22 protein-coding genes and 1 pseudogene are annotated in these 24,902 nt (G+C 73.7%); 10 read left to right on the forward strand and 13 right to left on the reverse strand.

Features of this window, described 5'->3' with window-relative positions:
• Positions 1-63 precede the first annotated feature (63 nt).
• The 5 genes from ACSNOA_RS11070 to ACSNOA_RS11090 form a co-directional block, all read right to left on the reverse strand.
• Positions 64-618, reverse strand: a complete 555-nt coding sequence (locus ACSNOA_RS11070; protein WP_436657866.1) for a sigma-70 family RNA polymerase sigma factor — start codon at positions 616-618, stop codon at positions 64-66.
• Between the two features lie 271 nt (positions 619-889).
• Positions 890-2,179 carry a D-alanyl-D-alanine carboxypeptidase family protein gene (locus ACSNOA_RS11075; protein WP_436657867.1) on the reverse strand — a complete coding sequence of 430 codons (1,290 nt, stop codon included), beginning with the start codon at positions 2,177-2,179 and terminating at the stop codon, positions 890-892.
• A 52-nt stretch (positions 2,180-2,231) separates the two neighbouring features.
• Positions 2,232-3,203: a class A beta-lactamase gene (gene bla, locus ACSNOA_RS11080; RefSeq protein WP_436657868.1), complete on the reverse strand. Its 972-nt coding sequence runs from the start codon at positions 3,201-3,203 to the stop codon at positions 2,232-2,234.
• 120 nt (positions 3,204-3,323) lie between these two features.
• On the reverse strand, positions 3,324-3,893 hold the full coding sequence (locus ACSNOA_RS11085) for a dihydrofolate reductase family protein (protein WP_436657869.1): 570 nt from the start codon (positions 3,891-3,893) through the stop codon (positions 3,324-3,326).
• Positions 3,894-3,905: 12 nt separating this feature from the next.
• On the reverse strand, positions 3,906-4,961 hold the full coding sequence (locus tag ACSNOA_RS11090) for a questin oxidase family protein (protein ID WP_436657870.1): 1,056 nt from the start codon (positions 4,959-4,961) through the stop codon (positions 3,906-3,908).
• A gap of 119 nt (positions 4,962-5,080) precedes the next feature.
• Here ACSNOA_RS11090 and ACSNOA_RS11095 point away from each other — a divergent pair, with 119 nt between their 5' ends.
• Entirely contained in the window at positions 5,081-7,951 is a 2,871-nt protein-coding gene (locus ACSNOA_RS11095; RefSeq protein WP_436657871.1) for an ATP-binding protein, read from the forward strand.
• A 39-nt stretch (positions 7,952-7,990) separates the two neighbouring features.
• Here the strand turns inward: ACSNOA_RS11095 and ACSNOA_RS11100 are convergent, their stop codons facing one another.
• From ACSNOA_RS11100 to ACSNOA_RS11120, 5 genes and pseudogenes are all read right to left on the reverse strand, one after another.
• Complete coding sequence (locus tag ACSNOA_RS11100) at positions 7,991-8,320, reverse strand: nuclear transport factor 2 family protein (RefSeq protein WP_436657872.1); 330 nt, start codon at positions 8,318-8,320, stop codon at positions 7,991-7,993.
• Positions 8,321-8,439: 119 nt separating this feature from the next.
• Positions 8,440-9,171: a dienelactone hydrolase family protein gene (locus tag ACSNOA_RS11105; protein WP_436657873.1), complete on the reverse strand. Its 732-nt coding sequence runs from the start codon at positions 9,169-9,171 to the stop codon at positions 8,440-8,442.
• A 160-nt stretch (positions 9,172-9,331) separates the two neighbouring features.
• Complete coding sequence (locus tag ACSNOA_RS11110) at positions 9,332-9,481, reverse strand: hypothetical protein (RefSeq protein WP_436658406.1); 150 nt, start codon at positions 9,479-9,481, stop codon at positions 9,332-9,334.
• A 34-nt stretch (positions 9,482-9,515) separates the two neighbouring features.
• Positions 9,516-9,584: pseudogene (locus ACSNOA_RS11115) on the reverse strand (hypothetical protein); the annotation flags it as partial.
• Between the two features lie 17 nt (positions 9,585-9,601).
• Positions 9,602-10,618 carry a methyltransferase gene (locus tag ACSNOA_RS11120; protein ID WP_436657874.1) on the reverse strand — a complete coding sequence of 339 codons (1,017 nt, stop codon included), beginning with the start codon at positions 10,616-10,618 and terminating at the stop codon, positions 9,602-9,604.
• A 94-nt stretch (positions 10,619-10,712) separates the two neighbouring features.
• On the opposite strand from ACSNOA_RS11120, the gene ACSNOA_RS11125 reads away from it, so the two are divergent.
• Positions 10,713-11,477, forward strand: a complete 765-nt coding sequence (locus ACSNOA_RS11125) for a hypothetical protein (protein WP_436657875.1) — start codon at positions 10,713-10,715, stop codon at positions 11,475-11,477.
• Positions 11,478-11,528: 51 nt separating this feature from the next.
• Positions 11,529-12,179, forward strand: a complete 651-nt coding sequence (locus ACSNOA_RS11130; protein WP_436657876.1) for a M23 family metallopeptidase — start codon at positions 11,529-11,531, stop codon at positions 12,177-12,179.
• A 10-nt stretch (positions 12,180-12,189) separates the two neighbouring features.
• Here the strand turns inward: ACSNOA_RS11130 and ACSNOA_RS11135 are convergent, their stop codons facing one another.
• Positions 12,190-13,059, reverse strand: a complete 870-nt coding sequence (locus ACSNOA_RS11135) for a helix-turn-helix transcriptional regulator (protein ID WP_436657877.1) — start codon at positions 13,057-13,059, stop codon at positions 12,190-12,192.
• Between the two features lie 163 nt (positions 13,060-13,222).
• Between ACSNOA_RS11135 and ACSNOA_RS11140 the strand changes: the two genes are divergently transcribed.
• Complete coding sequence (locus ACSNOA_RS11140) at positions 13,223-16,018, forward strand: helix-turn-helix transcriptional regulator (protein WP_436657878.1); 2,796 nt, start codon at positions 13,223-13,225, stop codon at positions 16,016-16,018.
• A 34-nt stretch (positions 16,019-16,052) separates the two neighbouring features.
• Here the strand turns inward: ACSNOA_RS11140 and ACSNOA_RS11145 are convergent, their stop codons facing one another.
• Complete coding sequence (locus tag ACSNOA_RS11145; protein WP_436657879.1) at positions 16,053-16,562, reverse strand: SRPBCC family protein; 510 nt, start codon at positions 16,560-16,562, stop codon at positions 16,053-16,055.
• A 508-nt stretch (positions 16,563-17,070) separates the two neighbouring features.
• On the opposite strand from ACSNOA_RS11145, the gene ACSNOA_RS11150 reads away from it, so the two are divergent.
• From ACSNOA_RS11150 to ACSNOA_RS11165, 4 genes are all read left to right on the forward strand, one after another.
• Positions 17,071-17,907 carry an alpha/beta fold hydrolase gene (locus ACSNOA_RS11150; RefSeq protein ID WP_436657880.1) on the forward strand — a complete coding sequence of 279 codons (837 nt, stop codon included), beginning with the start codon at positions 17,071-17,073 and terminating at the stop codon, positions 17,905-17,907.
• Positions 17,908-18,054: 147 nt separating this feature from the next.
• On the forward strand, positions 18,055-19,062 hold the full coding sequence (locus tag ACSNOA_RS11155; RefSeq protein ID WP_436657881.1) for an alcohol dehydrogenase catalytic domain-containing protein: 1,008 nt from the start codon (positions 18,055-18,057) through the stop codon (positions 19,060-19,062).
• A gap of 40 nt (positions 19,063-19,102) precedes the next feature.
• Positions 19,103-19,990 (forward strand): SDR family NAD(P)-dependent oxidoreductase, encoded by an 888-nt coding sequence (locus tag ACSNOA_RS11160; protein ID WP_436657882.1) that lies wholly within the window; start codon positions 19,103-19,105, stop codon positions 19,988-19,990.
• 24 nt (positions 19,991-20,014) lie between these two features.
• Positions 20,015-20,854 carry an aldehyde dehydrogenase family protein gene (locus ACSNOA_RS11165; protein ID WP_436657883.1) on the forward strand — a complete coding sequence of 280 codons (840 nt, stop codon included), beginning with the start codon at positions 20,015-20,017 and terminating at the stop codon, positions 20,852-20,854.
• A gap of 145 nt (positions 20,855-20,999) precedes the next feature.
• Here the strand turns inward: ACSNOA_RS11165 and ACSNOA_RS11170 are convergent, their stop codons facing one another.
• Positions 21,000-22,379, reverse strand: coding sequence for a CBM96 family carbohydrate-binding protein (locus ACSNOA_RS11170; RefSeq protein ID WP_436657884.1), 1,380 nt, complete (start codon positions 22,377-22,379; stop codon positions 21,000-21,002).
• A gap of 226 nt (positions 22,380-22,605) precedes the next feature.
• Between ACSNOA_RS11170 and ACSNOA_RS11175 the strand changes: the two genes are divergently transcribed.
• Positions 22,606-23,907, forward strand: coding sequence for an MFS transporter (locus ACSNOA_RS11175; protein ID WP_436657885.1), 1,302 nt, complete (start codon positions 22,606-22,608; stop codon positions 23,905-23,907).
• The gene (locus ACSNOA_RS11180) at positions 23,904-24,887 is read left to right on the forward strand and encodes a TolB family protein (protein ID WP_436657886.1); all 984 of its coding nucleotides are present in this window, start codon (positions 23,904-23,906) and stop codon (positions 24,885-24,887) included. Before ACSNOA_RS11175 ends, ACSNOA_RS11180 begins: the two co-directional genes overlap by 4 nt.
• The last annotated feature ends 15 nt before the right edge of the window (positions 24,888-24,902 follow it).

A 24,902-nucleotide genomic window follows, 5' to 3' on the forward strand; every position in this document is an offset into this window, starting at 1 on the left:
CTCCGGTTCCCGGGACTTTCCGGAAGAACCAAGCGTTGCCGCTGCTCACGCACCCGCCGCGGGTCAGCCGGCCCGCCCGGGCAGGGAGGCGGGACGACCACCGAGGGCGACCACGAGGTCCTCCCGGGCGCGGGCCACCCGGGACCGGATCGTGCCGATCGGGCACCCGCACACCTCGGCCGCCTCGGCGTACGACAGGCCCAGCACCTGGGTCGCCACGAACGCCTCCCGCCGGTCGCGGTCGATCGTCAGCAGGATGCGCTCCAGCGCGACCACACCCTCGAAGCCGCCGCTCCGGTCCGGCACGTCCAGGCGCTCGGTCAGGGGGACGGTGCGCGGGCGCGAGGTGGCGGCCCGGATGTGGTCGACCACGACCCGGCGCGCGATGCCGAGCAGCCACGTCCGCGCCGACGCGCGCGCGGCGAACGACGGCAGCGACCGCATCGCCCGCAGGTACGTCTCCTGGGTCAGGTCGTCGGCCTCGCCCGGCCCGGTCAGGTGACCGACGAACCGCCACACCTGCTGCTGGGTCGCCTGGACGAATCGGGTGGCGGCGTCCCGGTCGCCTCTGCCGGCGGCCAGCGCCCACGCCGTCACCTCGGCGTCCGGGCCGGTCACCGGCCGCCACCGCTCGGCCGCGCGACGCCCATGGCGGGCGGTCCCGCCGTACGCGTCGCAATGATCGCTCGCATGCCGGGTAGTCGCCGTGGAGCCCCCGAAAGTTCCCGGGCCCTTCGACAATCCGGTGGAGCTCGACCGACGGGACGTCCAGGTGCGGACATCGACGCCGCCGAGTGGAGCGGCGAGCGGGGGCCGCCGGAGGTGGCCTTCCAACAGGTCGACCGGCTGCCGGAGGCGACGTGGCCGGACGGGTCCGCTCCGGCGGTCCTCAGCGGTGTTCGCGGATGCGGTCCCAGGTGCTGGGTGGTTCCAGCCCCGCGCCCGCCCGGAGCCCGGCGGTGACCGGCTCACCGTCGCCGGCGGCCGCGCTGACCCGGCCGTGCCCGGTGCCCGCCGGCAGCCGCTCCGGCACGGCCGGGACGTCGACCTCCAGCCGCACCGGCAGGCCCGGCCAGCCCACCACCGCCACGTCGGCCGAGGCGTCGAGCGTGGTGTCGGCGCCGAGCGGCCCGCGCACGGCGGCGACCTGGTCGCCCGCCCGCACGACCTGGTGCACCGAGATCGCGGCGGCGGCCGCGCGGACGAGGGGGCGGGTCACCCGGAACACGCGGTCCAGTTGCACGGGAGTGTCGGCGCCGGGCTGCCCCAGGACGGCGCCCACGATGGTGACCTTCCGCCCGCCGACCGTGACGACGGCGGCGAAGGCCAGGCAACCTCCCGCCTCGTCGGTCGACCCGGTCTTGATCCCGACGACGCCGTCCTTGCCCACGAGGGAGTTGTAGTTGCGCACCTTCCCCTCGACCGGCAGCGTGGCCGTCTTCTGCGCCACGATCTCCGCGAAGGCGGGCAGCTCCATGGCCCGGCGGGCGAGCGTGACCTGGTCGACCGCGGTGCTCACGGTGCCCGGGTCGAGCCCGGCCGGGTCGGTGTAGCGGGTGTCCGTCATGCCGAGCGCGGCGGCGGTGTCGTTCATCTTGTCGACGAACGCCTCTTCGCTGCCGGCGTCCCAGGCGCCGAGGATCCGTGCCATGTTGTTCGCCGAGGGCAGCAGCACCGCCTGGAGCGCCTGGCGCTCGGTGAAGACGGCTCCCGCGACGACCCGCACGAGGGACTCGCCGCGTGCCAGTTCCGCGGGGTACGCGGCCGCCTGCGCCGCGGTGACCGTGAGCGACGGGCCCTGCTCGCCCCGGTCGAGGGGATGCGCCGTGAGGATGACGTACGCCGTCATCACCTTGGCCACGCTGCCGATCGGCACGGGCTTCTGCTCGCCCGACGTGCCGAACGACCCCACTCCCGGAACGGTGAGGGCGGCCTGGCCGCTTGTCGGCCACGGCATCGTCGGCGCCTTGCCCGGGATGACCATCGACGCGGGCAGCGTCCGCGTGACCGTCGGCGCGGGCAACGGGTGGCGCAGCGGCGCCACGGCCACCACCGCCGCGCTGGCCAGGAGCAGCGTCAGCAGGCCGGTGAGGAGCAGCCGGACGCCGCTCCCGCGCCGCCGGCCGGGTGGCCGTGGCGCCGGCGGCGCGGTGGTGCGGGTCGAGGCGTACTCCGTCATTCCTGCTGTCCCCCCGGTACGGCACCCGCGGCGGTCCGGGGGTGCTTCCTACTCAGACGAGTGTGGCCACCACGTAGGTTGTCGCCTCGGCGATGAGCGCCTGATCGTATTCGGCGTCCCTGGCGGCCCTGCTCGACATGATCGAGATGACGAGTGGCGGGGACGCGGGCGGCCACGCCACGGCGATGTCGTTGATGGTGCCGTGGTCGCCGGTCCCGGTCTTGTCGGCCACCGTCCACCCCCGGGGCACCCCGGCCCGGATCCGACGTGCGCCGGCCTCGGTGGCGTTGCGTTCCAACAGGTCGCGGAGGAAGGCGCGCTTGTCGGCCGGAAGGACCTCGCCCAGCAGCAGCCGCTGGTAGTCGGTGCCGACGGCCCGGGGAGAGGTCGTGTCGCGCGGGTCGCCGGGTGTCGCCTCGGTGATCTCCGGCTCCATGCGATCCATCCGGGTGACCGTGTCGCCGAGACCCCGCAGGTACGCCGTCAACGCGGCCGGCCCGCCGACGTCGCGGAGGAGGAGGTTGCCGGCCGTGCCGTCGCTGTAGCGGACGGCCGCGTCGCACACCGCGCGCAGCGTCATCCCCGTCCGCACGTGCCGTCTCGTGATGGCGGAGCTCGCCATCAGGTCGTCCTCGGTGTACCGGACGATCCGGTCCAGGTGTGACAGCGGGTTCCGGGACAGGACGGCCGCGGCCGCGAGCCCCTTGAACGTCGAACAGAACGCGAAACGCTCGTCCGCCCGGTGGGTGACGGTGGCGCCGGTGCCGGTGGCCAGCGCGTACACCCCGAGGCGCGCGTCGAACGTCCGTTCCAGCTCCACGAGGCGCGCGTGACCGGCGTCGGTTCTCGCGCCGGAGGAGGACGTGGCGGGGGAGGGCGCTGCGGAGGAGTGCGCGGCGGTCGGCGGCGGAGCAGACGTTCGGCCGTCCCCGCAGGCGGCCAACGGTGACAGGGCGGCCGCCCCGAGGAGGGTGCGGCGCGTGACGGTCGACGGCTCCGGACGGCGGCTGATCGAGATCTTCATCGTTGGTTCACACGCCCGGCGACCCCGGCCCGGTTGCCGTCCGGCCGCGACGAACCGGCGGCGGACGTCCGGAGCCGGGGACGGCGCCGCGGCTCCGGACGTCCTCGTCGGCGGGGTGGGTCAGGCCTCCGGGCGCTTCGGTTCGAAGTGCAGCGCGGTGACGCCGCAGTCGAACGGCCGTGCGGCGACGAGGCGGAGCCGCTGGTACGCGCCGTCGGTGGGGAACACGGGCAGCCCGGCCCCGATGGCCGTCGGGTTCACGAACAGGTGGAGTTCGTCGAGCAGCCCCCGGGCGATCAGTTCGCGGACGAGCGTGGCGCCGCCGTACGTGATGATGTCCCCGCCGGGTCGGTCCTTGAGCCGGGTCACCGTCTCGGTGAGATCGCCGCCGGCCACGACGGCGTTGTCCCACGGCGACTCCGTGAGGCTGCGCGAAATCACGACCTTGGGCGTGTCGTTCATCCAGTCGATGGACTCCTGGGCCTCACCGGGCGGACCGGCCGCCCAGGCCGGGATGAAGCCCTCGGCGAGCCGGCGGCCCAGCAGGATCGTGTCGACGGGCTTGGTGAGCGCGTCGATGTAGGAGCTGATGTCGTCGGTCCACGGAAACGTCATCCAGTCCATCTCGCCGTTCGGGCCGCCCATGTAACCGTCGACGGTGGTCAGGACCTGGAGCTTCAGCTTGCGCACGTGCCTCTCCTGTCAGTTCGCGGGAGCGATGAGGGTGGTGATGTGCAGCGCCGCGGCGAGCGCGTCGCGGTTGCCGGTGCGGGTGTAGACCTCGGCGGCCGTGTCGGTGAACTTGATGACGTGCTCGTCGCCGTGGGCAATCGCGCGGTCGACCACCTCGGCCGCCGCGTCCGGGCCCTCCGGAACGCCGGCGACCCGGGGCGTGGGTGGTCCCACCGGCGGAGCATACGCGGCGGTGATGGCCGCCGTGGTCGTCCACATCGCGCTGAGGCTCGGCACCCAGAGGTCGCGGGGCAGGGCGGGCAGCGTGTGCAGCACCGCGTTCGGCGCGGTGGCCGTGTGCACGAGCAGGACGGGGCTCGCGTGGCCCTGGGCGAGGTACCGGACGGTGGCGGCGGTCACGAGGTCGGCCAGCCGCGCGGGGACCTGGTCGGGCCCGCCGGCCGGTCGTAGGGCCGCCACGGCGCCGGGCCAGTCGGGCAGGGCCGCGAGCTGCCCGAGACGCTCGGCTACCCGGCCGTTCTGCACGGGGATCCGACCCAGGACGTCCAGCGCCGTGCCCGCGTCGAGGCGACCCGCGGGGTGGGCGGCCGCCGGGAGGGCCTGGTAGCGGGCGGCCCAGAAGGCCAGCCCGTGCGCCAGCTCGTCGAGCGTCTCGGGGTTCTCCGCCCCGGCGAGCAGGGCCCGCACCGCGTGCCCGACCCGGATCACCCCGTGGGTGGTGCCCGCCAGCACGCCGGGCAGCAGCCGGGGCCACCAGGTGGCCAGCACGTCCCGCCACGGCGCCTCGGCGAGTTGCCGCCCGAAGTACGCCGTCCAGTCCGCCACCCGCCGGCCGTCGCCGAGGGCCTCCGGCCAGTCGCCGTCCCCGATCGGGTCGGTGGAGCCCGGCAGGTCGTCGAGCCGCCGCCGGTACTGGTCCACCCAGCGGTCCACCCGCTCGGCGTACCCGCGCCGGATCATCACCTCCACCGCCATGGGGCCGTGGTTGGTCAACTGGTCCTCGCCCCACTCCGGGCCACTGCGGTGCAGCCTCGCGTACGCCTCGCTGAGCACTCCGGCCGGCATCACGCACCTCCGTCTCTCGTCGGTTACGCGGTCCAGCATGTCCGCACCGCCCCACGCGGGGCATCCGTGCTCAGCACGGAAACTTCCACGGTGGACGCCGATCGGCGAGGATGGTTCGCGTGACGGGCGCGGGGGGCACGCCGGCGGTCTCCCGGCGGGAGGCCGACGTGCTGGCCGCGCTGGGCGAGCGGCTGACGAACGCCGAGATCGCCGCGAAGCTGTTCATCTCCGTACGCACGGTGGAGAGTCACGTCTCGTCGCTGCTGCGGAAGTTCGCGGTCACCGACCGGCTGGCGCTCGCCGGCATCGCCCGCGCCCGCACGTCGGCGCCGACGCGGCTGCCCGGCCTGCCCGCGCCCCGCACGAGCTTCGTGGGCCGCGCGCACGAGCGCGACGCCCTCCTCACGGCGCTCGACGGCGCCCGCCTCGTGACGCTCGTGGGCCCGGGCGGCGTCGGCAAAACCCGGCTCGCGATCGAGGTGAGCGGCGTCGCCCATCCCGGCCACGGCGGCTTCGTCGACCTCGTGGCCGTCCGGGCCGGGTACGTCGCCCAGGCCGTGGCGACCCGCCTCGGGCTGCGCGAAGGACCGCAGCAGCCGCTGCTGGACGCCATCGTCGCGCACCTGGGCCACCGGCCGGCGCTGCTCGTCCTCGACAACTGCGAGCACCTCGTCGACGACGTGGCGGGGTTCGTCGACCGGGTGCTGGCCGCGTGCCCCGCCACGACCGTGCTGGCCACCAGCCGGCAACGCCTCGGCCTGCCCGGCGAGCGGACCGTGACGGTCGGGCCGCTCCCGCTCGCCTCGGACGCCGAGCGACTCTTCCAGGACCGGGCCGCCGCCGTCGACCCGGAGCTGGTCGCCGAGCCGGCCGCCGTCGCGGACATCTGCGCCCGGCTCGACGGCATCCCGCTGGCCATCGAGCTCGCGGCGGCGCGCACCGCCTCCCTGGGCGTCGACACCCTGCGCGCCGCCCTGGGCGACACCCTGCGGGTCCTCGACGGCGGCCGGGGCCACGACCGGCGGCACCACTCCCTGCGCGCCGTCCTGGACTGGAGCCACGACCTTCTGCACCCGACCGAGCAGGCGGTGTTCCGGCGCCTGTCGGTGTTCCGCGGTGGGTTCGACCTGGCCGCGGCGACCGCGGTGACGGCCGGCGCCGTCGCCGGAAGCGCCGCCGCCGGGAGCGCCCCCACCGGGAGCGCCGTCCCCGGGACGGGCGGCGCCGGGAGCGCCGCCGCGGCGCCCGTCCGCACCGCGGCCGCCGGCGATCCGCACACGGCCGCCGCCGCGTCGGTGGCGGACGTGCTCGGCCGGCTCGCCGACAGGAGCCTCGTCGTGCGCCACCGCGGCGCCACCGGCCGGTGGCGGATGCTGGAGACCGTCCGCGCGTACGCCGCCGCGAAGCTGGCCGCGAGCGGCGACGAGGCCGCCGTCCGCCGTGCGCACCTCACCTGGGCCGCGCGGACCGCGGCGACGCTCGCCGGTCGCGTCGACCTCGTCGAGGACGCCTGGGCCGACGAGTTCGACGCCGTGGCCGACGACCTGCGGTCCGCGGCGGCCACCGCGCCGGCCGGACCCGACCCGGACGCGCACCTGCTCGCCCGCTCGCTGGGCACGCTCACGTACGCCCGCCGGTTCCTCCGCGAGTCCGTCACCCACTTCCGCCGCGCCGCCGACCACGCGCCGCCGGCTGCCGCCGCGGACGACCTGCTCACCGCGTCCGACGCCGTCTACGCCATCGACCGCGCGAGCGTCGCGTTCGACCTGCTGCTGCACGCCGCGGAACGCGCGCGGGACGCCGGCGACCGTCGGGGCGAGGCCGTCGCCCTCGCCCGGGCCGTGGTCACGGTCCACCGGTTCCCCGCCGGCTTCGCCCACCCGGTGCCGGCCGACCGCGTACGCCAGCTCGGAGAGGACGCGCGGGCGGCGGCCGACCCGGACGACGCCCTGGTGGCCGCCCACCTGGCCGCCGCCGAGGCGTGGAGCGCCGGCGCGGTGGCGACCGGGGCCGCCCCGGAACTCGCCGACCCCGCCGTACGGGCGGCCGAAGCCGCGGGTGACCCGGTGCTCGTGAGCGGGGCGCTCGACCTGGCCGGCACGCTGGCGGCCCGGGCCGGTCGCCTGCGGGACGCGCACCGCATCGCGCGTCGGCGGCTCGACCTGCTGCCGCTGATGCCCCGGCACCGGCCCGTGAGCGCCGCCGAGGTCCTCGACACCTTCCACGTGGCGTGGCTGTGCGCCGTCACCGCCGGGGACCTGCCCGCCGCGCTGGCCACCGCCGAGACGATCGCCGCCGACGAGGTGCTCGGCGCGCACCCCTACCGCGCCGCCAGCAAGCTGGTGCCCACCCTGGTCCTGCTCGGTCGGTTCGACGAGGCCCTCGACCAGGCGGGGGAGATGTGGCGCGGCTGGGAGGCGGCGGGCTGCCCGGTCGCGGCGTGGATGGCGCCGGCCGTCTCGGCCGTGGCCCTCGTCCACGGTCTGCGCGGCGATGTCGAGCGGCACCACCACTGGCGGGCGCGGGCCCTGCGCGCCACCGGGGTTACCAACCCCGCGCTGGCCCGGGGCAACGCGTCCTTCGCGGCCTTCGTCGACGTGCGCGTCGCCACGCACACCGGCCGCTTCGGCGACGCCGCCGCGCTGGTCGAGCGGGCCTTCGACGACGTACCGCCGGGCCGGCACGAGACGTACGCGCGGGCCGCCGCCGCCGAACTCGCCGTGCTGGCAGGGCTTCCCGACGCGGACGACCGGCTCGCCGAGGCCGAGGCGGCGGGCGACGAGAACGCGTGGGCGGCCGCGTGCCTGGCCCGGGCGCGCGGCCGCCGGCACGGCGACCGGGACTCGCTCGGCGCGGCCGTGCGGGGCTTCGAGCGCCTCGACGCCCGCCTCGAACGTGCCGCGACCCTGCTGCTCCTGCCCGACCGGGCCGCCGAGGGCCGGGCGGTGCTCGCGGAGCTGGGCGCCTACCCCGGCCCCGTCCAACGATGACCGGAGCACGGGTTCGGCCACGGTGACGCCAGACCCGGATCAGCTGATGCGCACGCTCGCGATCCGGCCGTCGCGTAGCTGGAAGGTCATCGGGCCGGTGCCGTTGAAGCCGTTGCCGCTCACCGTGAGGGTCACCACGTAGCTGTCGGGATCACCACCGGGCTCGATGCCCACGAACTCGAAGTGCGACTGCACGCCGATGTTGTCGGTGCGGTCCCAGGAGCGCACGCCGTCGTGGCCGTGGAACTCGCGGCCCCAGTCGTTGAGGTACGCGTCGTCGGTGAACGCGGCGACGAACGCGTCCGAGTCGCCGCGGTTGGTGGCGTCGATGAAGGCGCGGATCGGGGCCGGGACGTCGGTGCTGGTCATGTGTCGTCTTCCGTTGGTCGTGCGCGAGGCCGGAGGTGACCTCCCGGAGCTGCGCCGAGCGTAGAACATCGACCCGGTTCACCCGGGTGGAACGGGCATCCGGCCGGCCGCGCGCGGCGTCAGACGAGGTGTCGGGTGAAGAACCGCATGGTGCTCTCCACCTCGAAAGCGGGGACGTGCCCGTGCCTGCCCGGGGTCGCGTGCAGGGTCTTCTCGGCCGAGGCCAGGGCGTCGAAAAGCGCCAGGCTCTGGGCACGCGGCACCCGCTCGTCGTCCCACTGCACGAGGAATTCCACCGGGACGGTGACCCTCGCCGCTGCCTCGGCCGCTGTCAGCACTCCGCCCTGCCCCAGCACGGCCGCGCGGACCCGCGGTTCGGCCGCGACGAAGGGCAGGCCGAGGCCGCACCCCAACGACACACCCCAGTAGCCGACCGGCCCGGGCCCCACATGATCGAGGGCCTGGACCGCGTCGAGGACCGCACGCCATTCCGGGACGGTCTGGCGAGCCACGAGTGCCTGGAAGTGGGCGATCAGCGGAGCCAGCTCCGCTCCGGCGTCCACGCGCGCCTGGTTCTCGGTCGCGATCCGGTCGTACTCGGCGTCGGTCGGACGGTCGCCGTGACCGGGCGCGTCCACCGCCGCCACCGCGAAGCCGCACTCGGCCACGAAGCGACGGGCGCGGGTCACGATGTCGGGGGCCTTCTTGTGCTGGCCGCCACCGTGTCCCAGGAGGATGAGGGGGCGGGTGCCGGTGGCACCGTCCGGCGTCCACAGCACGCCGGGAATCTCACCGAGGGTGAAGAGCTGTTCGGATACGCCGTCGGACGACGTTCGGGAGGTGAAGCGCATGGCGTCGCGAGCCTTTCGGGATGCGTTCCGCGGGCGCTCCCTAGGCCCTGCGCGGGAGGGAGCCCCGACCTGACACAGCGTTGATCGGTCTCACCTCCTCGGTCCGCACCGTCGCACAACGGCGGCGAACATACCACAGCCGACGTCCGTGGCGGCAGCGTCAGCGCGCGGCCTGGAACGCGCGACCGACGGCCGTGGCCTGGCTGCCGGTGCGGAACAGCCCGGTCTGGTCCTTGTCCGTGGCGGGCAGGCCGAACCAGGCGTACCGGTGCCGGACATGAAGCGTCGAGCCATTCGCCCGGCCGGTCACCACCCCAGGCCACCGCGGGGCTGCCCAGCGGGAGGCCGGTGGCCTCCAACCGCGGCCACAGGTCCAGCGCCTGCTCCACGGTCATGTTCGCCTGGCCGCCCATGTCCGGCTCGTTGAAACTCAGGCGCGGCGGCCCACCACGGCGCCGTTGGCCCCCGGTGCGTCGAACGGGACCGTGCGGACGTCGACGAAGCCGGCGTCGGCGAGCCAGGCGGCGTACTCGGCACCGGAGTAGTTCCGGCCGCCCTCGGTCTCGACGAGCATGTTCATGCCCATCAGCGCGGCCTCCGGCGGACCGGTGCGCTCGTCGTTGAGCAGCAGTTCACAGACGACGACCACGCCGCCGGCCGGCAGCGCGGCGTGGCACTTGGCGAGCAGCGCGCGGTTCGTCGGCTCGTCCCAGTCGTGCAGGATCATGCTCAGGAGGATGGCGTCGTGCCCACCCGGTAACTGCGGGTCCGTGAGGAAGTCACCGGCGACCGTGCCGACGCGCCCGCCCAGACCCGCCTCCGCGATCCGGTCCTCGGCCCGCGCGCACACGTGCGGCAGGTCGAGGACCGTCGCCGAGAGGTGGGGCAGGCGCCGGCACAGTTCGATGGGGAACGCCGCGGCCCCGCCACCGACGTCGAGCAGCCGCTCGTGGCCGCCGAAGTCGTACGCGTCCGCCAGCGCCCGCGCCGTGAAGCTCGAGGTGGAGTACATGGCGTCCCAGAACTGGGCGAGCATCGCCGGGTCGGCGGTGTCGAACATCGAGTCCTGCGCCTGGGGGTCCCAGGTGAGCGGCCGGTCGGTGCGCAACGCCTCGCCGATGCGGTGCCAGGGCAGGTACGTGCGTAGGTCGGAGTAGCGGACCTGGGCGCCGAAGTAGTACGGGGCGCCCTCGACGAGAAACTGCTCCGCCAGGTCGGAGTTGCGGTAACCGGCACCGGCCTTCTCGAGCAGCCCGAGGGAGGCGCACGCGGCCAGCAGCATGTCGGCGGGGCGCTCGGCGAGACCGAACTCGGCGGCCGCCTCGTCCACCGTGACGGTCCGTCCGCCGGCCAGCCGGGTGAAGAGGCCCAGCTCGACGGCGACCGCGAGGGTCTTGAACCCCCACACGCCGGCCACGAGGCGCATGAGGGGAGTGGGAGTGATCATGGACATATGAAAGCATGAATGTCCGCGGGCGCGGACGGGGCACGGCCGCCGGTCTCGCGCTGCGGCCGTCCTGCCGGCGGTCCATCATGGCGGTGTGACGCAGCGCGAGGACGGGCCGGCCGGGCGCCGCCGGTCCGACCGGGCGGCGCAGGCCCCGGCCGGCCGCCGCTCCGGCGTCGACACGCTGCGCCTCGCGGTGGCCCGCGAGTCCGCTCCCGCCGGTAACGGCTTCCAGGTCCAGGTCTTCGTCAACGGCGTCGAGATGACCTCGGCCGGCGCCGGCCTCGGAATGGACCCGTACGACCTGCTCGTGCCCACCAACCGCCTGGCCGCCACCCCGGACCCGGCCACCGTCGCCATCGCCCGCTGCGAGTGCGGCGTCTACGGCTGCCGTGCCACCGACGTGACGATCGTCCGTGACAGCGACCTCGTGCACTGGGTCTGGTCGCGCGAGGTCCCCCTGGACCGCCGGGCCTCCTTCCTGGCGACCGCGTACGACGCCGAGGTCACGCGCGCGGCCGCCGACCACTCGTGGGAGACGGCCGAGCGGACCGTGGGGCGGTTGGTCCTCACACAGGTCGACCGGTACCGGCTGCGGCTCCAGGGTCTCGACGTGGACCGGGTCGCCGGCGACCGGGATCCCGGGCTGTTCCGGGTCGCGCTGCGCGCCGGTGACGAGTACCAGGTGTTCGTCGACGTCCCGTGGCAGGGCCGTGGGCCGCAGGAGTTGGCGCGGGCGGTGTGCGAGATCCTGGCCCAGCCTCCCCGCACCTGGCAGGCCAGCTGGCACGCCGTCGTCCCCGCCGTGAGCGACCCGCCCGCCGCGGCCGGACCGTCCTGGCGACGCCTGCCCGGCTGACGGCCGGCGCCCGTCGAGCCGCCTTGTGGGCGTCTGCCATGCTCGTGGCCGATGACGACCGGCCAGCCACCCAGACCCCACGCCCATCGCCGGCCGCGGCGCCGCACGACCCGCCTCGTCCTCGCGCTCGTCGGGGTGGCGGCTCTCGTGGCCGTCGCCGTGGTCGTCGTGCCGCTGGTGCGGCCGCCGGGTCCGCGACCGCTCTTCCAGCTCCCCGTCGCCTGCGGCGAGACGTGGCAGCTCGGCACCTATCCCGGCCACGACGACTACGACGTCGACCTGTTCCCGATCGAGGGCGAGGCGTGGGGGAGACCCGTGCTCGCGTCCGCCGCCGGCACCGTCACCGAGGCGGGGATCAACGGCTCGCTGGGCGGACGTACACCGGACGACCCGCAGGGGCCGCGCGGACGCGGCGGCGGCTACTGGGTGAAGATCGACCACGGGGGCCGGTGGGAGACGCAGTATCTGCACATGCTCGAGCCGCCGCTCGTCGAGGTGGGTCAGGATGTGACGCGGGGCCAGCAGATCGGCAAGCTGGGCAGCACCGGCGACTCCGGGGCGCCGCACCTGCACTACGAGCAGCGCCGGGGCTGGGAGAAGGTGGAGACCTGGTTCGACGGCGAACCCTCCGGCATCACCCACGACGACCGGGAGTACACGGTCCGGCGTACGAGCAACAACTGCGCGCCGGGGCAGCCGTAGCGCAAACGGTTCAGGTGCCGTCCGCCGCGCCCTGATCCGGGTGGCGGCCCGTACCCACCAGCTGCTGCAGGTGGCGCATGGCGGCCTGCGACGCGGAGTCGGATGCGGGAATCAGCACGTGGAGTGTCTGATCCCGGTCCTCGGGCATGTGCACCGACTCGAGGTGCAGCCGGATCGGGCCCACGTCCGGATGGTCGATCACCCTGGTGTCCAGGACCACCTTCCTCGCGACGTGGCGGTCGGCCCACAGCTGCCGGAAAAGCCCGCTCCGGGCGCTCAGCTCGTCGACGAGTTCCGCCGTCCTCGGGTCGTTCGGGTGGCGGCCACACTCCATGCGCAGCATGCCGACGAGGCCCGCGACGGCGGTCTCCCAGTCGCGGTGGATGAGGCGCGACTTCTCGGAGAACAGCAGGAACCGGAGGGCGTTGCGTTCGTGCGCCGGCATCGCGTTGAAGTCGTGCACCAGAAACCGTGCCGCGCGGTTCGCGGCGAGGATGTTGGTGCGCCGCCCCAGGAGAACGGCGGGCATCCCGCCGAGCGATTCCATGAGGCGGAGCATTCCGACCCGTGCCTGCTGTTTCGCCTCGGGTGACTGCTTCGGGCGGGAATCGCGACGGGCCAGGTCCTGCAGGTGCTCCCGGGCCGCGTCGTCCAGTTGGAGCACGTCGGCGAGCGCGGTGAGGACGGCGTCCGACGGGGTGATCCGGCGACCCTGCTCGAGCTTGACGTAGTAGTCGACGCTCACGCCGACCCGTCGCGCCACCTCCTCCCGACGCAGCCCCGACACCCGCCGGGCCGGCGTCGACCGCAGGTCGCCGCTGCTCGGAGCGACGGACGCACGCCGCTTACGCAGGAAATCGCCCATGGTGAGCTCGTCCACGCTCTGATCCACCCTTTTTCGGAATTTCCATTCCAGTTTACAAGGGGGGCCTGCGGGTCCTAGGTACGATGGGCCGCTCTTGACGTGCCTGGGGCCGGCACCGGCCTGCTTATCTTGTCTCGGCCCCACACGGGTGCCGCGACCTGGAAAGGAGGAGCACGGCTTGGACCTGCACACCGTGGATCATTCCGGAGGCCCGACCGCGTCGCTGGTCGGCCGCACCGACGAGTTGCTGTCGGCTCGCAGGTTCCTGCAGCAGGCGGCCGTCAACGGTGGGGCGTTGTTGATCTCCGGAGAGGCCGGTGTCGGCAAGACGGCGCTGCTCGACGCCATCGCGGAGTCCGCCGCGGAGACGAGGACGCTGGTGCTCCGGGCCGCCGGGGTCGAGTTCGAGGCCGACGTCAGCTACTCGGGGCTGAACCAGCTCCTGTTCCCGCTGTACGAGGCATTCGGGGAGCTGGCGCCCGTGCACCGGGAGGCGCTGCAAGTGGCCCTCGGGTTCGGCACCGGCCAGCCGCCGGACCGGCTGCTGGTGTCCAACGCGGTGCTGTTGCTGCTGCGGTCCATGGCCACGGCGCGGCCGTTGCTGCTCATCGTCGACGACCTGCCGTGGCTCGACCGGGCCAGTTCGGCGGTGCTCGGGTTCGTGGCGCGCCGGCTCGTCGGCACCAGCGTCGGATTCCTGGCCGCGTCCCGGTCGCAGACCGCGAGTTTCTTCGAGCACGGCGGGATTCCCGAACTCGAACTGCAACCGTTGCCGCCGGCCGCCGCCGACGAGCTGATCAACCAACGCTTTCCCGGCCTCGCGCCCGCCGTGCGGCGACGGCTGCTGTCGGAGGCTCGCGGGAATCCGCTCGCCCTGCTGGAACTCCCCACCGCCCTGACCGGGCCGCAGCGTCTCGCCGCGGCGTCGCTGCCCGCGGTCCTTCCGCTGACGCGACGTCTCCAGACGCTCTTCGCGTCCCGGGTCTCCCAGCTGCCCGAGCCCTGCCGCCGGCTCCTGCTGTGCGCCGCACTCGACGGTACGGGCGAACTCGCCGTGCTGCTCGCGGCGGCGGGCGCGCACGACCTCGACGACCTCGAACCGGCCGAACGCGACCAGCTCGTCCACGTGCACAGCAACAGCCGCCGGTTCGCCTTCCGGCACCCGCTCATCGAGTCGGCGGTCGTGGAGGTCGCCACGAGCAGCGAGCTGCGCTGGGCACACGGCGCCCTCGCCCGGACGCTGATCGCTGAGCCCGAGCGCCGGGCGTGGCACCTCGGCGAGGCCACGGTGGGCCCCGACGAGGAGGTCGCCGCGCTGCTGGAGCAGGCGGCGCATCGGATCATGCGGCGGGGCGACGCGGTGGGCGCCGTGGCGTCGCTCACGCGCGCGGCGGAGCTGACGCCCGACCCGGTCGATCGTGGCCGGCGTCTCGCCCAGGCCGCCTACATCGGCGCCGACGCCGGAGGCGAGCTGACCAACGCGTCGCAGCTGCTCGACGACGCCCGGCGGGCCAGTCCGGGCGGCTCGTTGTACGCGAGCGCCGCCGCCGTGCACCTACTGCTCAACCGCGACGGCGACGTCCGGACGGCGCACCGGCTGCTGGTGGGCGCCATCGAGTCGGGCGGCCACGGCTACGACGCCGACGACCCGGCCCTCATGGACGCGATGCACACGCTCCTGTTGCTGTGCTTCTTCTCCGGTGAGCCCGCGATGTGGGAGCCGTTCTTCGCCGCGCTCGACCGGCTGACCCCCGAGGTGCCGGAGCTGCTCGCGGTGGCGGGTGCGAGCTTCGGCGACCCGGCGCGTACGGGACAGGCGGCGGCAGGTCGGTTTGACGCCATCGTCGCCGGCATGAGCGACGAGGTCGACTCGACGCAGATCGTGCGGATCGGGGTCGCCGCCATCTACCTGGACCGGCTTGGCGACTGCCGGGACGCGGACTGGCGGGTGGTACGCCTCGGGCGGGAAGGTGCGGCGCCAGCCCGTCGCCACCTCGGCGTGCTGTTGCACCTGTGCTTCGACGACTACCACAGCGGGCGGTGGGACGAGGCGGCGGAACTCGCCGAGGAGGGCATCCGGCTGTGCGACGAGCACGGCTTCCGCTTCTTCACGTGGTACTTCCAGTACGTCCAGGCGCTGCTCGCCGCGGCGCGCGGAGACGCCGAGGCCAGCGACAGGTTGACCGACGCCATGCTGCATTTCGCGGTCCCACGTGGTGCCCGGGCCGCCGAGTTCTACGCCTACCACGTACGGGGACTGAACGACCTGGCGCGCGGTGACCACGAGAGCGCGTACCAGCACGCGATCTCCCTGAGCCCGGCGGGCACGCTCGCCCCGTACGTGCCGCACGCGATGTGGGGCTGCCTGGACCTCGTGGAGGCGGCCGTGCGTACCAACCGCCTCACCGAGGCCGCCGCCCACGCCGCCGCCATCAGCAACGCGAACCTCGCCGGTGTGTCGTCGCGGCTCGCGTTGCTCGACGCGGCGGCGTCGGCGTTCGCCGCCCCGGACGACGAGGCCGGGGAGCTGTTCGAGGCGGCGTTGGCGCTGCCCGACGTCGAGCGTTGGCCGTTTGAGCTGGCTCGGGTGCGCCTCGCGTACGGCGAGCGGCTGCGCCGGCTCAGAGCGACCGGGCAGGCGCGGGCGCAGCTCCGGACTGCGCTCGCGACCTTCGAGTTGTTGGGCGCCCGCCCGTGGGCCGAGCGGGCGGGCAACGAGTTGCGCGCCACCGGCCTCGCCAAGCCGAGGAGCGGCACCCGGTCCGCGGTCCTCACCCCTCAGGAACGGGAGATCGCGGAGCTGGCCGGTTCCGGACTGACGAACAAGCAGATCGGCGAGAAGTTGTTCCTGTCGCACCGGACCGTCGGCACCCACCTGTACCAGATCTTCCCCAAGCTCGGCATCACCTCCCGGGCCGCGCTCCGCGACGCCCTGGCGGCACTCGCCGACGAGGGAGCCCCGGAGCCTCAGTAGTGCCATCCCGACGCTCCCTCGTCCACCCCGGTCCTCACGCCGACGGTTCGGTGCCCTCCGCGCGCTGCTTGAGCCGCAGCAGCGTGTCCTGGTGGGCGTAGTAGATCTCGTCCGCCGGCGAGTTGCGCATCAGCGCCGTCGTCAGTTCCCGCTCCACCTTCTTCGCGATGACCTGCGTGCCGGGGGCGACCGGGACGAGGATCCAGGCCTGGTAGAGGCTGAGGTCGACGGAGGAGCCGATCCAGCCGAACCGGGTGTTCGGCTCGTACTCGGTGACGACGGCCTCCAGGCGCAGCCCGTACATGTCGACCTCGAACGCCGCGCCGAGGCGGATACCGCCCGGGGCGTGCGCTCGTCGTACCTCGGGAACCCAGTCGGGCCACCGTGCGACGCCGACCAGGTGCGCGTACACCTGCTCCGGAGACGCCTCGATGACGGTCTCGCCGTGCATCGAGGACTCGGCGCGTGGGTGGGCGCCGCCGGTGGACCGGTAGGTGTCCCGGCGGGCCCAGGACACGCCGTGGCCGGCCCGTGGGTGCAGCATGTCGATCTCCGTTTCGCTACGTGGTGGACCGCTCGTCGCACCGACCCCCGCTCCGTCCCGGCGGGATGCGGACAGCACGGGTGAGCGCTCGGCACCTACTCTGCCGGCGCCGTACCGCCGAGTTACCGGTCAGATGACTTGGCGGATGACGGTCCCTCGCCGTAGACGTCGCCGCCCCCCACCTGAGCAGGGCCGACGGACCGGCCCGAGCCGCCGGACCCGGCGGTGACGGGACGATCCGCCGCCGTCGACCGTCGTCTCCCGCCCGGAACACCGTGACGTACGTCCGCGGGCCGGCCGATACGTCATCCGGCCCGAGGTCGTCACGCCGACGGCAGCGCCAGTCGCCCAGTCATCCGACAGATGCGGTTTCCGCACCCGAATCCGAATCTTGAACGGCCGCGGAGCACAGGGGCAGTGAGCGCTGGGGGCCGGGACACACCGACCCGTGCGACAGCCGCCCGCGGCGCCCTCGGGTCGAGGGATCGGATCAGGGAGAGGATGCACCATGCCGTACATCACCGTCGGCGAAGAGAACAGCAGCGCGATCGAGCTGTACTACGAGGACCACGGCAGCGGCCAGCCGGTCGTACTCATCCATGGTTTCCCGCTCGACGGGCACTCGTGGGAGAAGCAGTCGGCCGAGCTGCTGCGGGCCGGCTACCGGGTCGTCACCTACGACCGCCGTGGCTTCGGCCAGTCCAGCCAGACCACGCTCGGCATCGACTACGACACGTTCGCCGCGGACCTGAACGTCCTCATGGAGAAGCTCGACCTGACCAACGCCGTTCTGGTCGGCTTCTCGATGGGCACCGGCGAGGTCGCCCGGTACGTGAGCCGCTACGGCACCGGCCGCGTCGCGAAGGTCGCCTTCCTCGCGTCGCTGGAGCCGTTCCTGCTCAAGACGGACGACAACCCGACCGGCGCGGCGCCGCGGGAGTTCTTCGAGGGCATCGTGGAGCAGCTGCGCAAGGACCGGTACGCCTACTACACCGCGTTCTACGCCGACTTCTACAACCTCGACGAGAACCTGGGCGCGAGGATCAGCGAGGAAGCCGTTCGGAACAGCTTCTCCGTCGCTGCCGACGGCGGCTGGTACGCCGCCGCGGCCGCGCCGCTGACCTGGATCACCGACTTCCGGGGCGACATCCCCGCGATCGACGTACCGGCCCTGATCCTGCACGGCACCGGCGACCGCATCCTGCCGATCGACGCCACCGGTCGCCCGTTCCACCGGGCGCTGCCCAGCGCCGACTACGTCGAGATCGAGGGCGCGCCGCACGGCCTGCTCTGGACGCACGCCGACGAGGTCAACAAGGCGCTGCTCGCCTTCCTCGAGAAGTGACGGCCTGACCGACGGGCCGAAAGCGGCGGGCGGGCAGGCTGCGGTCCCGCGCCTGCCCGCCCGCCAGGTGCGCGCGGTCGCCTCGCGCCGCCACCTCCCATCGACCGCCAGACCGGGCGGCTGAACGACCGATCAGAAGGACTAACCATGCACGCCGCTGTCGCTACCGCTGTCGACGCGCCACTGTCGCTCGTCGAACGTGATGTGCCCACCCCCGGACCGGGCGAGGTTCTTGTCCGGATGACCGCCTGTGGGGTGTGTTTCACCGATCTGAACCTGCTCCGTGGCCACTTTCCGTTCGCTCGTTTCCCGGTGGTGCCGGGCCACGAGATCACCGGTGTCGTCGAGGCGGTCGGGGAGGGCGTCACCTTCCCGGCGGTGGGCACGGCGGTGGGGGCGCAGTTCCTGGCCGACTCGTGCGGGCACTGCGACTACTGCGTACGCGGCGACCAGATCCTCTGCCCGGCCAAGCGGATCACGGGGATCGTCGTCGACGGCGGGTACGCCGAGTACGCGGTGTTGAAGGCGGGGTTCGTGACCCCGCTGCCGGCCGGGCTGGACCCGGTCGCGGCGGCGCCGCTGATGTGCGCGGGCATCACCGCGTTCAACGGCCTGCGGCAGGCGGGGATCCGCCCGGAGTCGCGGGTGGCCGTCATCGGCGCCGGCGGCATCGGCGCGCTGGCGATCCGCTACGCCGTCGCGATGGGCGCCCGCGTCGCGGTCCTCGGTCATTCCCGCCGAGGGGAGGAGCAGGTGCTGTCGCTGGGCGCGGAGCGGTTCGTCGTGACCAGCGAGCAGGACCCCGCCGCGGCGCTGAAGGACTGGGACGGCGGGGCGAACGTGATCCTGAACGCCGCACCCACCACCGCCGCCGCGGCGGCCGCGTTCGGTGGGCTCGCCCCCGACGGCACGCTGGTGCTGTGCGGCTACGACAACACGCCGCTGAGCCTGCCCACCCAGCCGATGGTCCTCAACCGGCTGCACGTGATGGCCAACCCGTCCGGGTCTCCGCACGACCTGCGCGACACGCTCGCGTTCTCCGCCGCGCACGGGATCCTCCCCGAGATCACCCGCATCTCTCTCGACGAGGCACCGGCGGCCCTGGCCGCCATGGCGGCGGGAACCGCGCACGGGCGCAGCGTCATCGTCTTCTGACCATCTGCCGCCAGCCGCAACCACCGAGGGGAGACCTCTCATGTCCGTCGTACTGATCACCGGCGCGTCCAGCGGCTTCGGTGCGCTCACCGCCCGAGCACTCGCCCGCGCCGGCCACACCGTCTACGCCAGCATGCACGCCACCACCGACCGCAACGCGCCGGCCGTCGCCGACGCGGCCGCGTACGCCCGGGAGAACGACGTCGACCTGCGTACCATCGAACTCGACGTGCAGTCCCAGGACTCCGCCGCAGCCGCTGTGGCGGACGTCGTCGCCGAGCACGGTGCGCTCGACATCCTGATCCACAACGCCGGGCACATGGTGACCGGGCCGGCAGAGGCGTTCACCCCGGAGGAGATCGCCCACGTCTACGACATCAACGTCCTCGGCACCCAGCGCGTGAACCGGGCGGCGCTGCCCGTCATGCGCGAGCGGCGGCACGGCCTCGTGGTGTGGATCGGGTCGAGCAGCACTCGGGGTGGCACCCCGCCCTACCTCGGCCCGTACTTCGCCGCGAAGGCCGGCATGGACGCCCTGGCCGTCAGCTACGCCGCCGAGCTGGCCCGATTCAACATCGAGACCAGCATCGTCGTGCCGGGCTCCTTCACCCACGGCACCAACCACTTCGCCCACAGCGGCCGCCCGTCCGACGAGGTGACCGTCAAGGCGTACGAGGAGCGGTACGCGGGTCTCATGGAGCAGGTCTCGCAACGGTTGGCGAAGCTCGCGCCGCCGGACGCCGACGTCGCCGAGGTGGCTGCGGCGGTCGTGCGGGTCGTGGAGACCCCGCACGGCAAGCGGCCGTTCCGGGTCCACGTCGACCCAGCCGACGACGGCTCCGAGGTCGTCAGCGTGGTCGCCGACCGGATCCGCACCGAATTCCTCACCCGCATCGGCCTCGACGACCTGCTCCACCCGCACGGCTGAGGGACGGCTGTTTCTGTGACAGACATGTCCCCCCGGTCCAGGGGACGGCTCATCGGCGCCCGGGAGGTGCCCGCCGCCTCCGGTCGTACCGCGGACCTGGGCCCGGCCACCGATGGGGCGCACGTGACGGATCCGGCGGCGGAACTGGCCGACGTCCGCGCGGCCGTGGACGCGGCTCAGGCCGCGTTCCCCGGCTGGGCCGCGACCGAGGCGACGACGCGGTGCATGCTGCTCCTCAAGGCCGCGGACCTGCTCGAGCGGCATACGGAGGCGCTCGCCGGCATCCTGCGCCAGGAGACCGCGGGCAGCCGTGCGTGGGCGGAGTTCACCATCCGCATGGCCGCCGGCCAGCTACGGCAGGGTGCCGCGATGGCGACCCGACCGGTCGCGGAACTGCTCGCCGACAACGTGGACCGCGCCGCCACCGTGGTCCGCCCGCCGGCCGGCGTGGTCGTGTCGTTCGTGTCGTGGAACGGTTCCATGGTCCGCTGCGCCCGGGCGATCGCCGTGGCGCTGGCAGTCGGCAACACGGTGCTGATCCGGCCCGGTGCGGACGCGCCAGTCATCTCCGGCCTGATCCTCGCCGATGTGCTGGTCGAGGCCGGCCTGCCCACCGGCGTCGTCACCGTGGTCGCCAACGACCGCGCGGACGGCTCGGCGGTGGTCGAGGCGCTGATCGCCGACCCGCGCATACGCCGGATAACCTTCACCGGTCCGACCGGGGTCAGGCGTGTGGTCGGGCGACCTGTCGGGAACCACGTCCGCCCGATGGTTCCTGAGCCGGTCGACATGAACCCGCCCGTGATGCCCGACATCGCGGGCGTGGGACCGGCCCGTCGAGCGGACCGGGCACCGTGTCCCTGACCACCTGGGCGCAGGGGCGGGCGATCCGGCGGCGGAGTGTGCCGGCTGTGGCGACGCGAGCGATGACCCGCGTCGCCACAGCCGGGCAGGTTGCGCCCGCTGGCGCGTTCACCGACGGTGACCGCGCCGGCGGGCACGGGATGCGTCAGTGGCAGTTGCCGGTGCCGCTGTCGTTGTACGTCTGCCCCGCCACGGGCACGAACTGCCAGTCGTACGTGTTGGCGTGCAGGGTGAACTTCAGCACGCCGTACGCCGAGCTGTTGCGGGCCTCGCTGTTGGGCTGGATGGTGCCGAAGGCGTAGTGGCCGGCACCGCCCATCCCGGCCACGAAGCTGCGCAGGCCCCGGTTGGCGTCGTAGCCGCCGTTCGGGTTCATCGGGCCGAACCGCTCGTAGACGTGGTTGTGACCCCACACCACGACGTCCGCGTCGTAGTCGTAGAGCGCCTGGTAGAGCGGGCGCGTCGACGTCGACGGCGCGTGGTTGGAGCTCGACGTGAACAGCGGGTGGTGCCAGTAGGCCAGCGTGCACGGCTTCGTGCTGGCCGCGAGGTCCGCCCGCAGCCACTGCTCCTGTGCCGAGCCCGCCGACATGCTGATGTTCGAGTTCAGCGACACGACGTGCCAGTTGCCGAGGTCGTACGAGTAGTAGCCCCGCCCGCTCGGGCCGGCCTGCGAGCCGAAGTAGGTGTAGTAGCCCGTGGCGCCCGAGGTGTTGTAGTCGTGGTTGCCCGGCGACGGCCGCGTACGCGACTTGTGCCGACCCCAGGTGGGCGCGTAGTAGGAGCTGAACTCGGACGCCGTGCCGTTGCTGTAGACGTTGTCGCCGGTGGTGAAGACCGTGCCGGAGATGCCGTCGAGCAGCGCCGCCGTGGCGGTGTCCCCGGAGCCGGAGTCGGAGATGTCGCCGGCGCCCACGAGGACCGGGTCGCCGGACGGCGGCGGGGTCGTCGTGCCGGTCGTCACCACCAGTTGCGGCGCGTCGGCCCCGCTCTCGCGGGAGTCGTAGTAGGCGCCGTCGGTGTTGGCGGAGGTCGCGCCGAAGCTGAACGTGCCGTTGCCGGTGACCCGGGACGTCACGTCGACCTCGTACCACCCGTCGGCGCTCACCGAGCCGATCGAGCCGAGGGTGGCGCCGTCGATGGCCGGCTGGTTGTTCCAGGTGGTGCCGGTCTCCGACCAGGTGGTGTTGGACATCGCCTTGAACGTGCCGCCGTTGCTGCTGCCGCTGTTGCCGCTGATCGTGCGCAGTCGCAGCTTGGCGCTCGTGACGGTGCCGCTCACGCCGCTCACGGTGAACCGCAGGAACATCCGCCGGACCGGCGAGTTGTCGACCACGACCTGCGTGGACGTGCCGTAGTTGGTGGAGGCGGCGTCGCTCTGGACGTACGTGTCGGCGACCGGCTTGAACGTGACGGACGCCGCCGAGGCCGAGGTCGCGCCGGTCGCGAGGACGGCGGCGGTGGCGGCGACCAGCGCCGCGACCGTGCCCGTCGCCAGCCACGGACGGGTGATTCGGATGCCCATCCAGGAACCCTTCTCTAGAGGTGTGCAGAGAGCGGATGGAATGTAGGGACGTCGATGGGCGGGTTGGCGACGGCCGGGTGAACGCTTCCTCCGCGTAGACGAACACCTCGGTGTTGCCCGGTTGTTCATCCGGTGCATTCCCGCCTGGTGCCCGGGGTCTGTTGTGGGCGGTCGTGACAGGACGCACGATGGCTGACCGTCAACCGCCATCCGAAGGGGAGCGCTGGTGTACCTGTCGACCGTCTCCCGACCGACGACCGACCCGCCGGGCCACGGCCCGCGTCCCACCGGCCGCCGGGTCGCCCTGGTGAGCGGCAACGTCGTGGCCCTCGGCACGGTCAGCCTGATCACGGACGTCTCGGCCGAGATGGTCACGGCCGTGCTGCCGCTCTACCTGGTGCTGGGGCTCCAACTCAGCCCGCTCGCCTTCGGCGTGGTCGACGGTGTCTACACCGGCGCGACCGCGCTGCTGCGGGTCGTGGGCGGCTTCGTGGCCGACCGTTTCCGGCGGCGCAAGCTCGTGGCGGGGCTCGGCTACGCGCTGTCCGCGTTCGCCAAGCTCGGCCTGCTGCTCGCCGGTCGCTCGGTGCCGGCGATCGGCGCGGTCATCGCGGTCGACCGGCTGGGCAAGGGCGTACGCAGCGCCCCACGCGACGCGCTCATCACGCTGTCCACGCCGCCGCACTCGCTGGGTCGGGCGTTCGGCGTGCACCGGATGATGGACAGCGTCGGCGCCTTCCTCGGCCCGCTCGTCGCGATGGCGGTGCTGCTGGCCGTCGGCGGGTCGTACGACGCGGTCTTCGTGGCCAGCTTCTGCGTCGCGGCGCTGGGCATCGTCGTGCTCGTGCTGTTCGTCCGTGAACGCCCGCCGGGCAGCCCGGCGGACGGTGCGACGCCGGAGGGCGCGGGCGACGCGAGGGTGTCCGTCCGTGAGGCGCTCGGGCTGCTGCGGGAGCGGGCGCCCCGCCGGATCCTGCTGGCCGCCGCCCTGCTCGGGCTCGCCGCCATCGGCGACGGGTTCGTCTACCTGCTGCTGCAACGGCGCGAGAACGTCGACCTCACCTGGTTCCCGCTGCTCGCGGTCGGCACCAGCCTCGCGTACCTCGTCCTCGCGACACCGCTCGGCCTGCTCGCCGACCGGGTCGGCCGGCTGCCCGTGGTGCTGGGCGGGTACGCGGCGCTCGGCGCGACCTACCTGCTGCTCGCCGGCCCGGTCGGCGGCTGGCCGCTGCTGGTGCTCGCCCTCGTCCTCTACGGCCTGTTCTACGCCGCCACCGACGGCGTGCTCGTGGCACTGGCCGGGCCGGTCCTCCCGCCGCGGCTGCGCACCACCGGCATCGCCCTCGTGCAGACCGGCCAGGCGCTCGCGTACCTCGTCTCATCCGTCCTGTTCGGACTGGCCTGGCAGGCGTGGGGCCCGGACAACGCCATCCGGGTCGCCGCCGCGACCGTCGCGGGCGTCCTGGTCGGCACGGTGCTCCTGCTGGCGCCCGTCCACCGTCCCGCTTCCCGGAAGGTGCCCTCATGACCGCGCTGTCGACCCGAGCGAAGGTCGGCGTGGCAGCCGCCTCGGCCGTCCTGCTGGGGGCCGTCGCCGCCGGCTACGCCGCCGTCGCCGCCGAGCCGACCCCACCGCCGGCGTCGGCCCCGGGCGCCGGGGCCGTCACGCTGGATCCCGGGCCGCGGCTGCTCACGATCACCGACCGGCACGTCGCCTCCGTGGCCACCGCCGACCCGGCCGGGCCGCGGGCCGTCTCGGCCGTGGAGTGCCTGCGGGTGTACGCCGCGGCCGGCACCGGCGTGTGCCTCGGGCCGGAGAACGCGTGGTCGTACCGGCTCGTGGTGCTCGACGCGGCGCTGCGCCCGCAGCGGTCGTTCGCCATCCCCGGCCTGCCGAACCGGGCACGCGTCTCGGCCTCCGGCCGGATGGTCTCGTGGACGACGTTCGTGGGCGGGGACTCGTACACGGCCAGCGGCTTCTCCACCCGCACCGGGATCGTCGACACCCGTGACGGGACCACCGTGATGTCGCTCGAGGACTTCGCGGTGACCCGCGACGGCCGGCCCTACCGCGGCGCCGACGTCAACTACTGGGGCGTGACCTTCACGGCCGACGACAACCACTTCTACGCCACCATGTCGACCGGCGGCAAGCGGTACCTGGTGCGGGGTGACTTCGCCGCCCGCCGGGTCGAGACGCTGAAGGAGAACGTCGAGTGCCCGTCGCTGTCGCCGGACGGCACGCGCATCGCGTTCAAGGAGGCGGTCGACGCCGACCCGAACAAGGGCTGGCGGCTGTCGGTGCTCGACCTCGCCACGATGCGGGTGACGGCGACCGCCGAGACCGCGAGCGTGGACGACCAGGCGGCCTGGCTGGACGGCGCGACGCTCGGCTACACGCTGCGCCAGAGCGACGGCCGGCCGGACGTGTGGGCGGTCCCGGCGGACGGGTCGGGCGCGCCCCGGCTGCTCGTGCCCGGCGCCGAGTCCCCGGCGCCGCTCACGTGACCGGTCGCCCGGACC

This window comes from Micromonospora sp. URMC 103, assembly GCF_051386435.1.
GTDB lineage: Bacteria > Actinomycetota > Actinomycetes > Mycobacteriales > Micromonosporaceae > Micromonospora.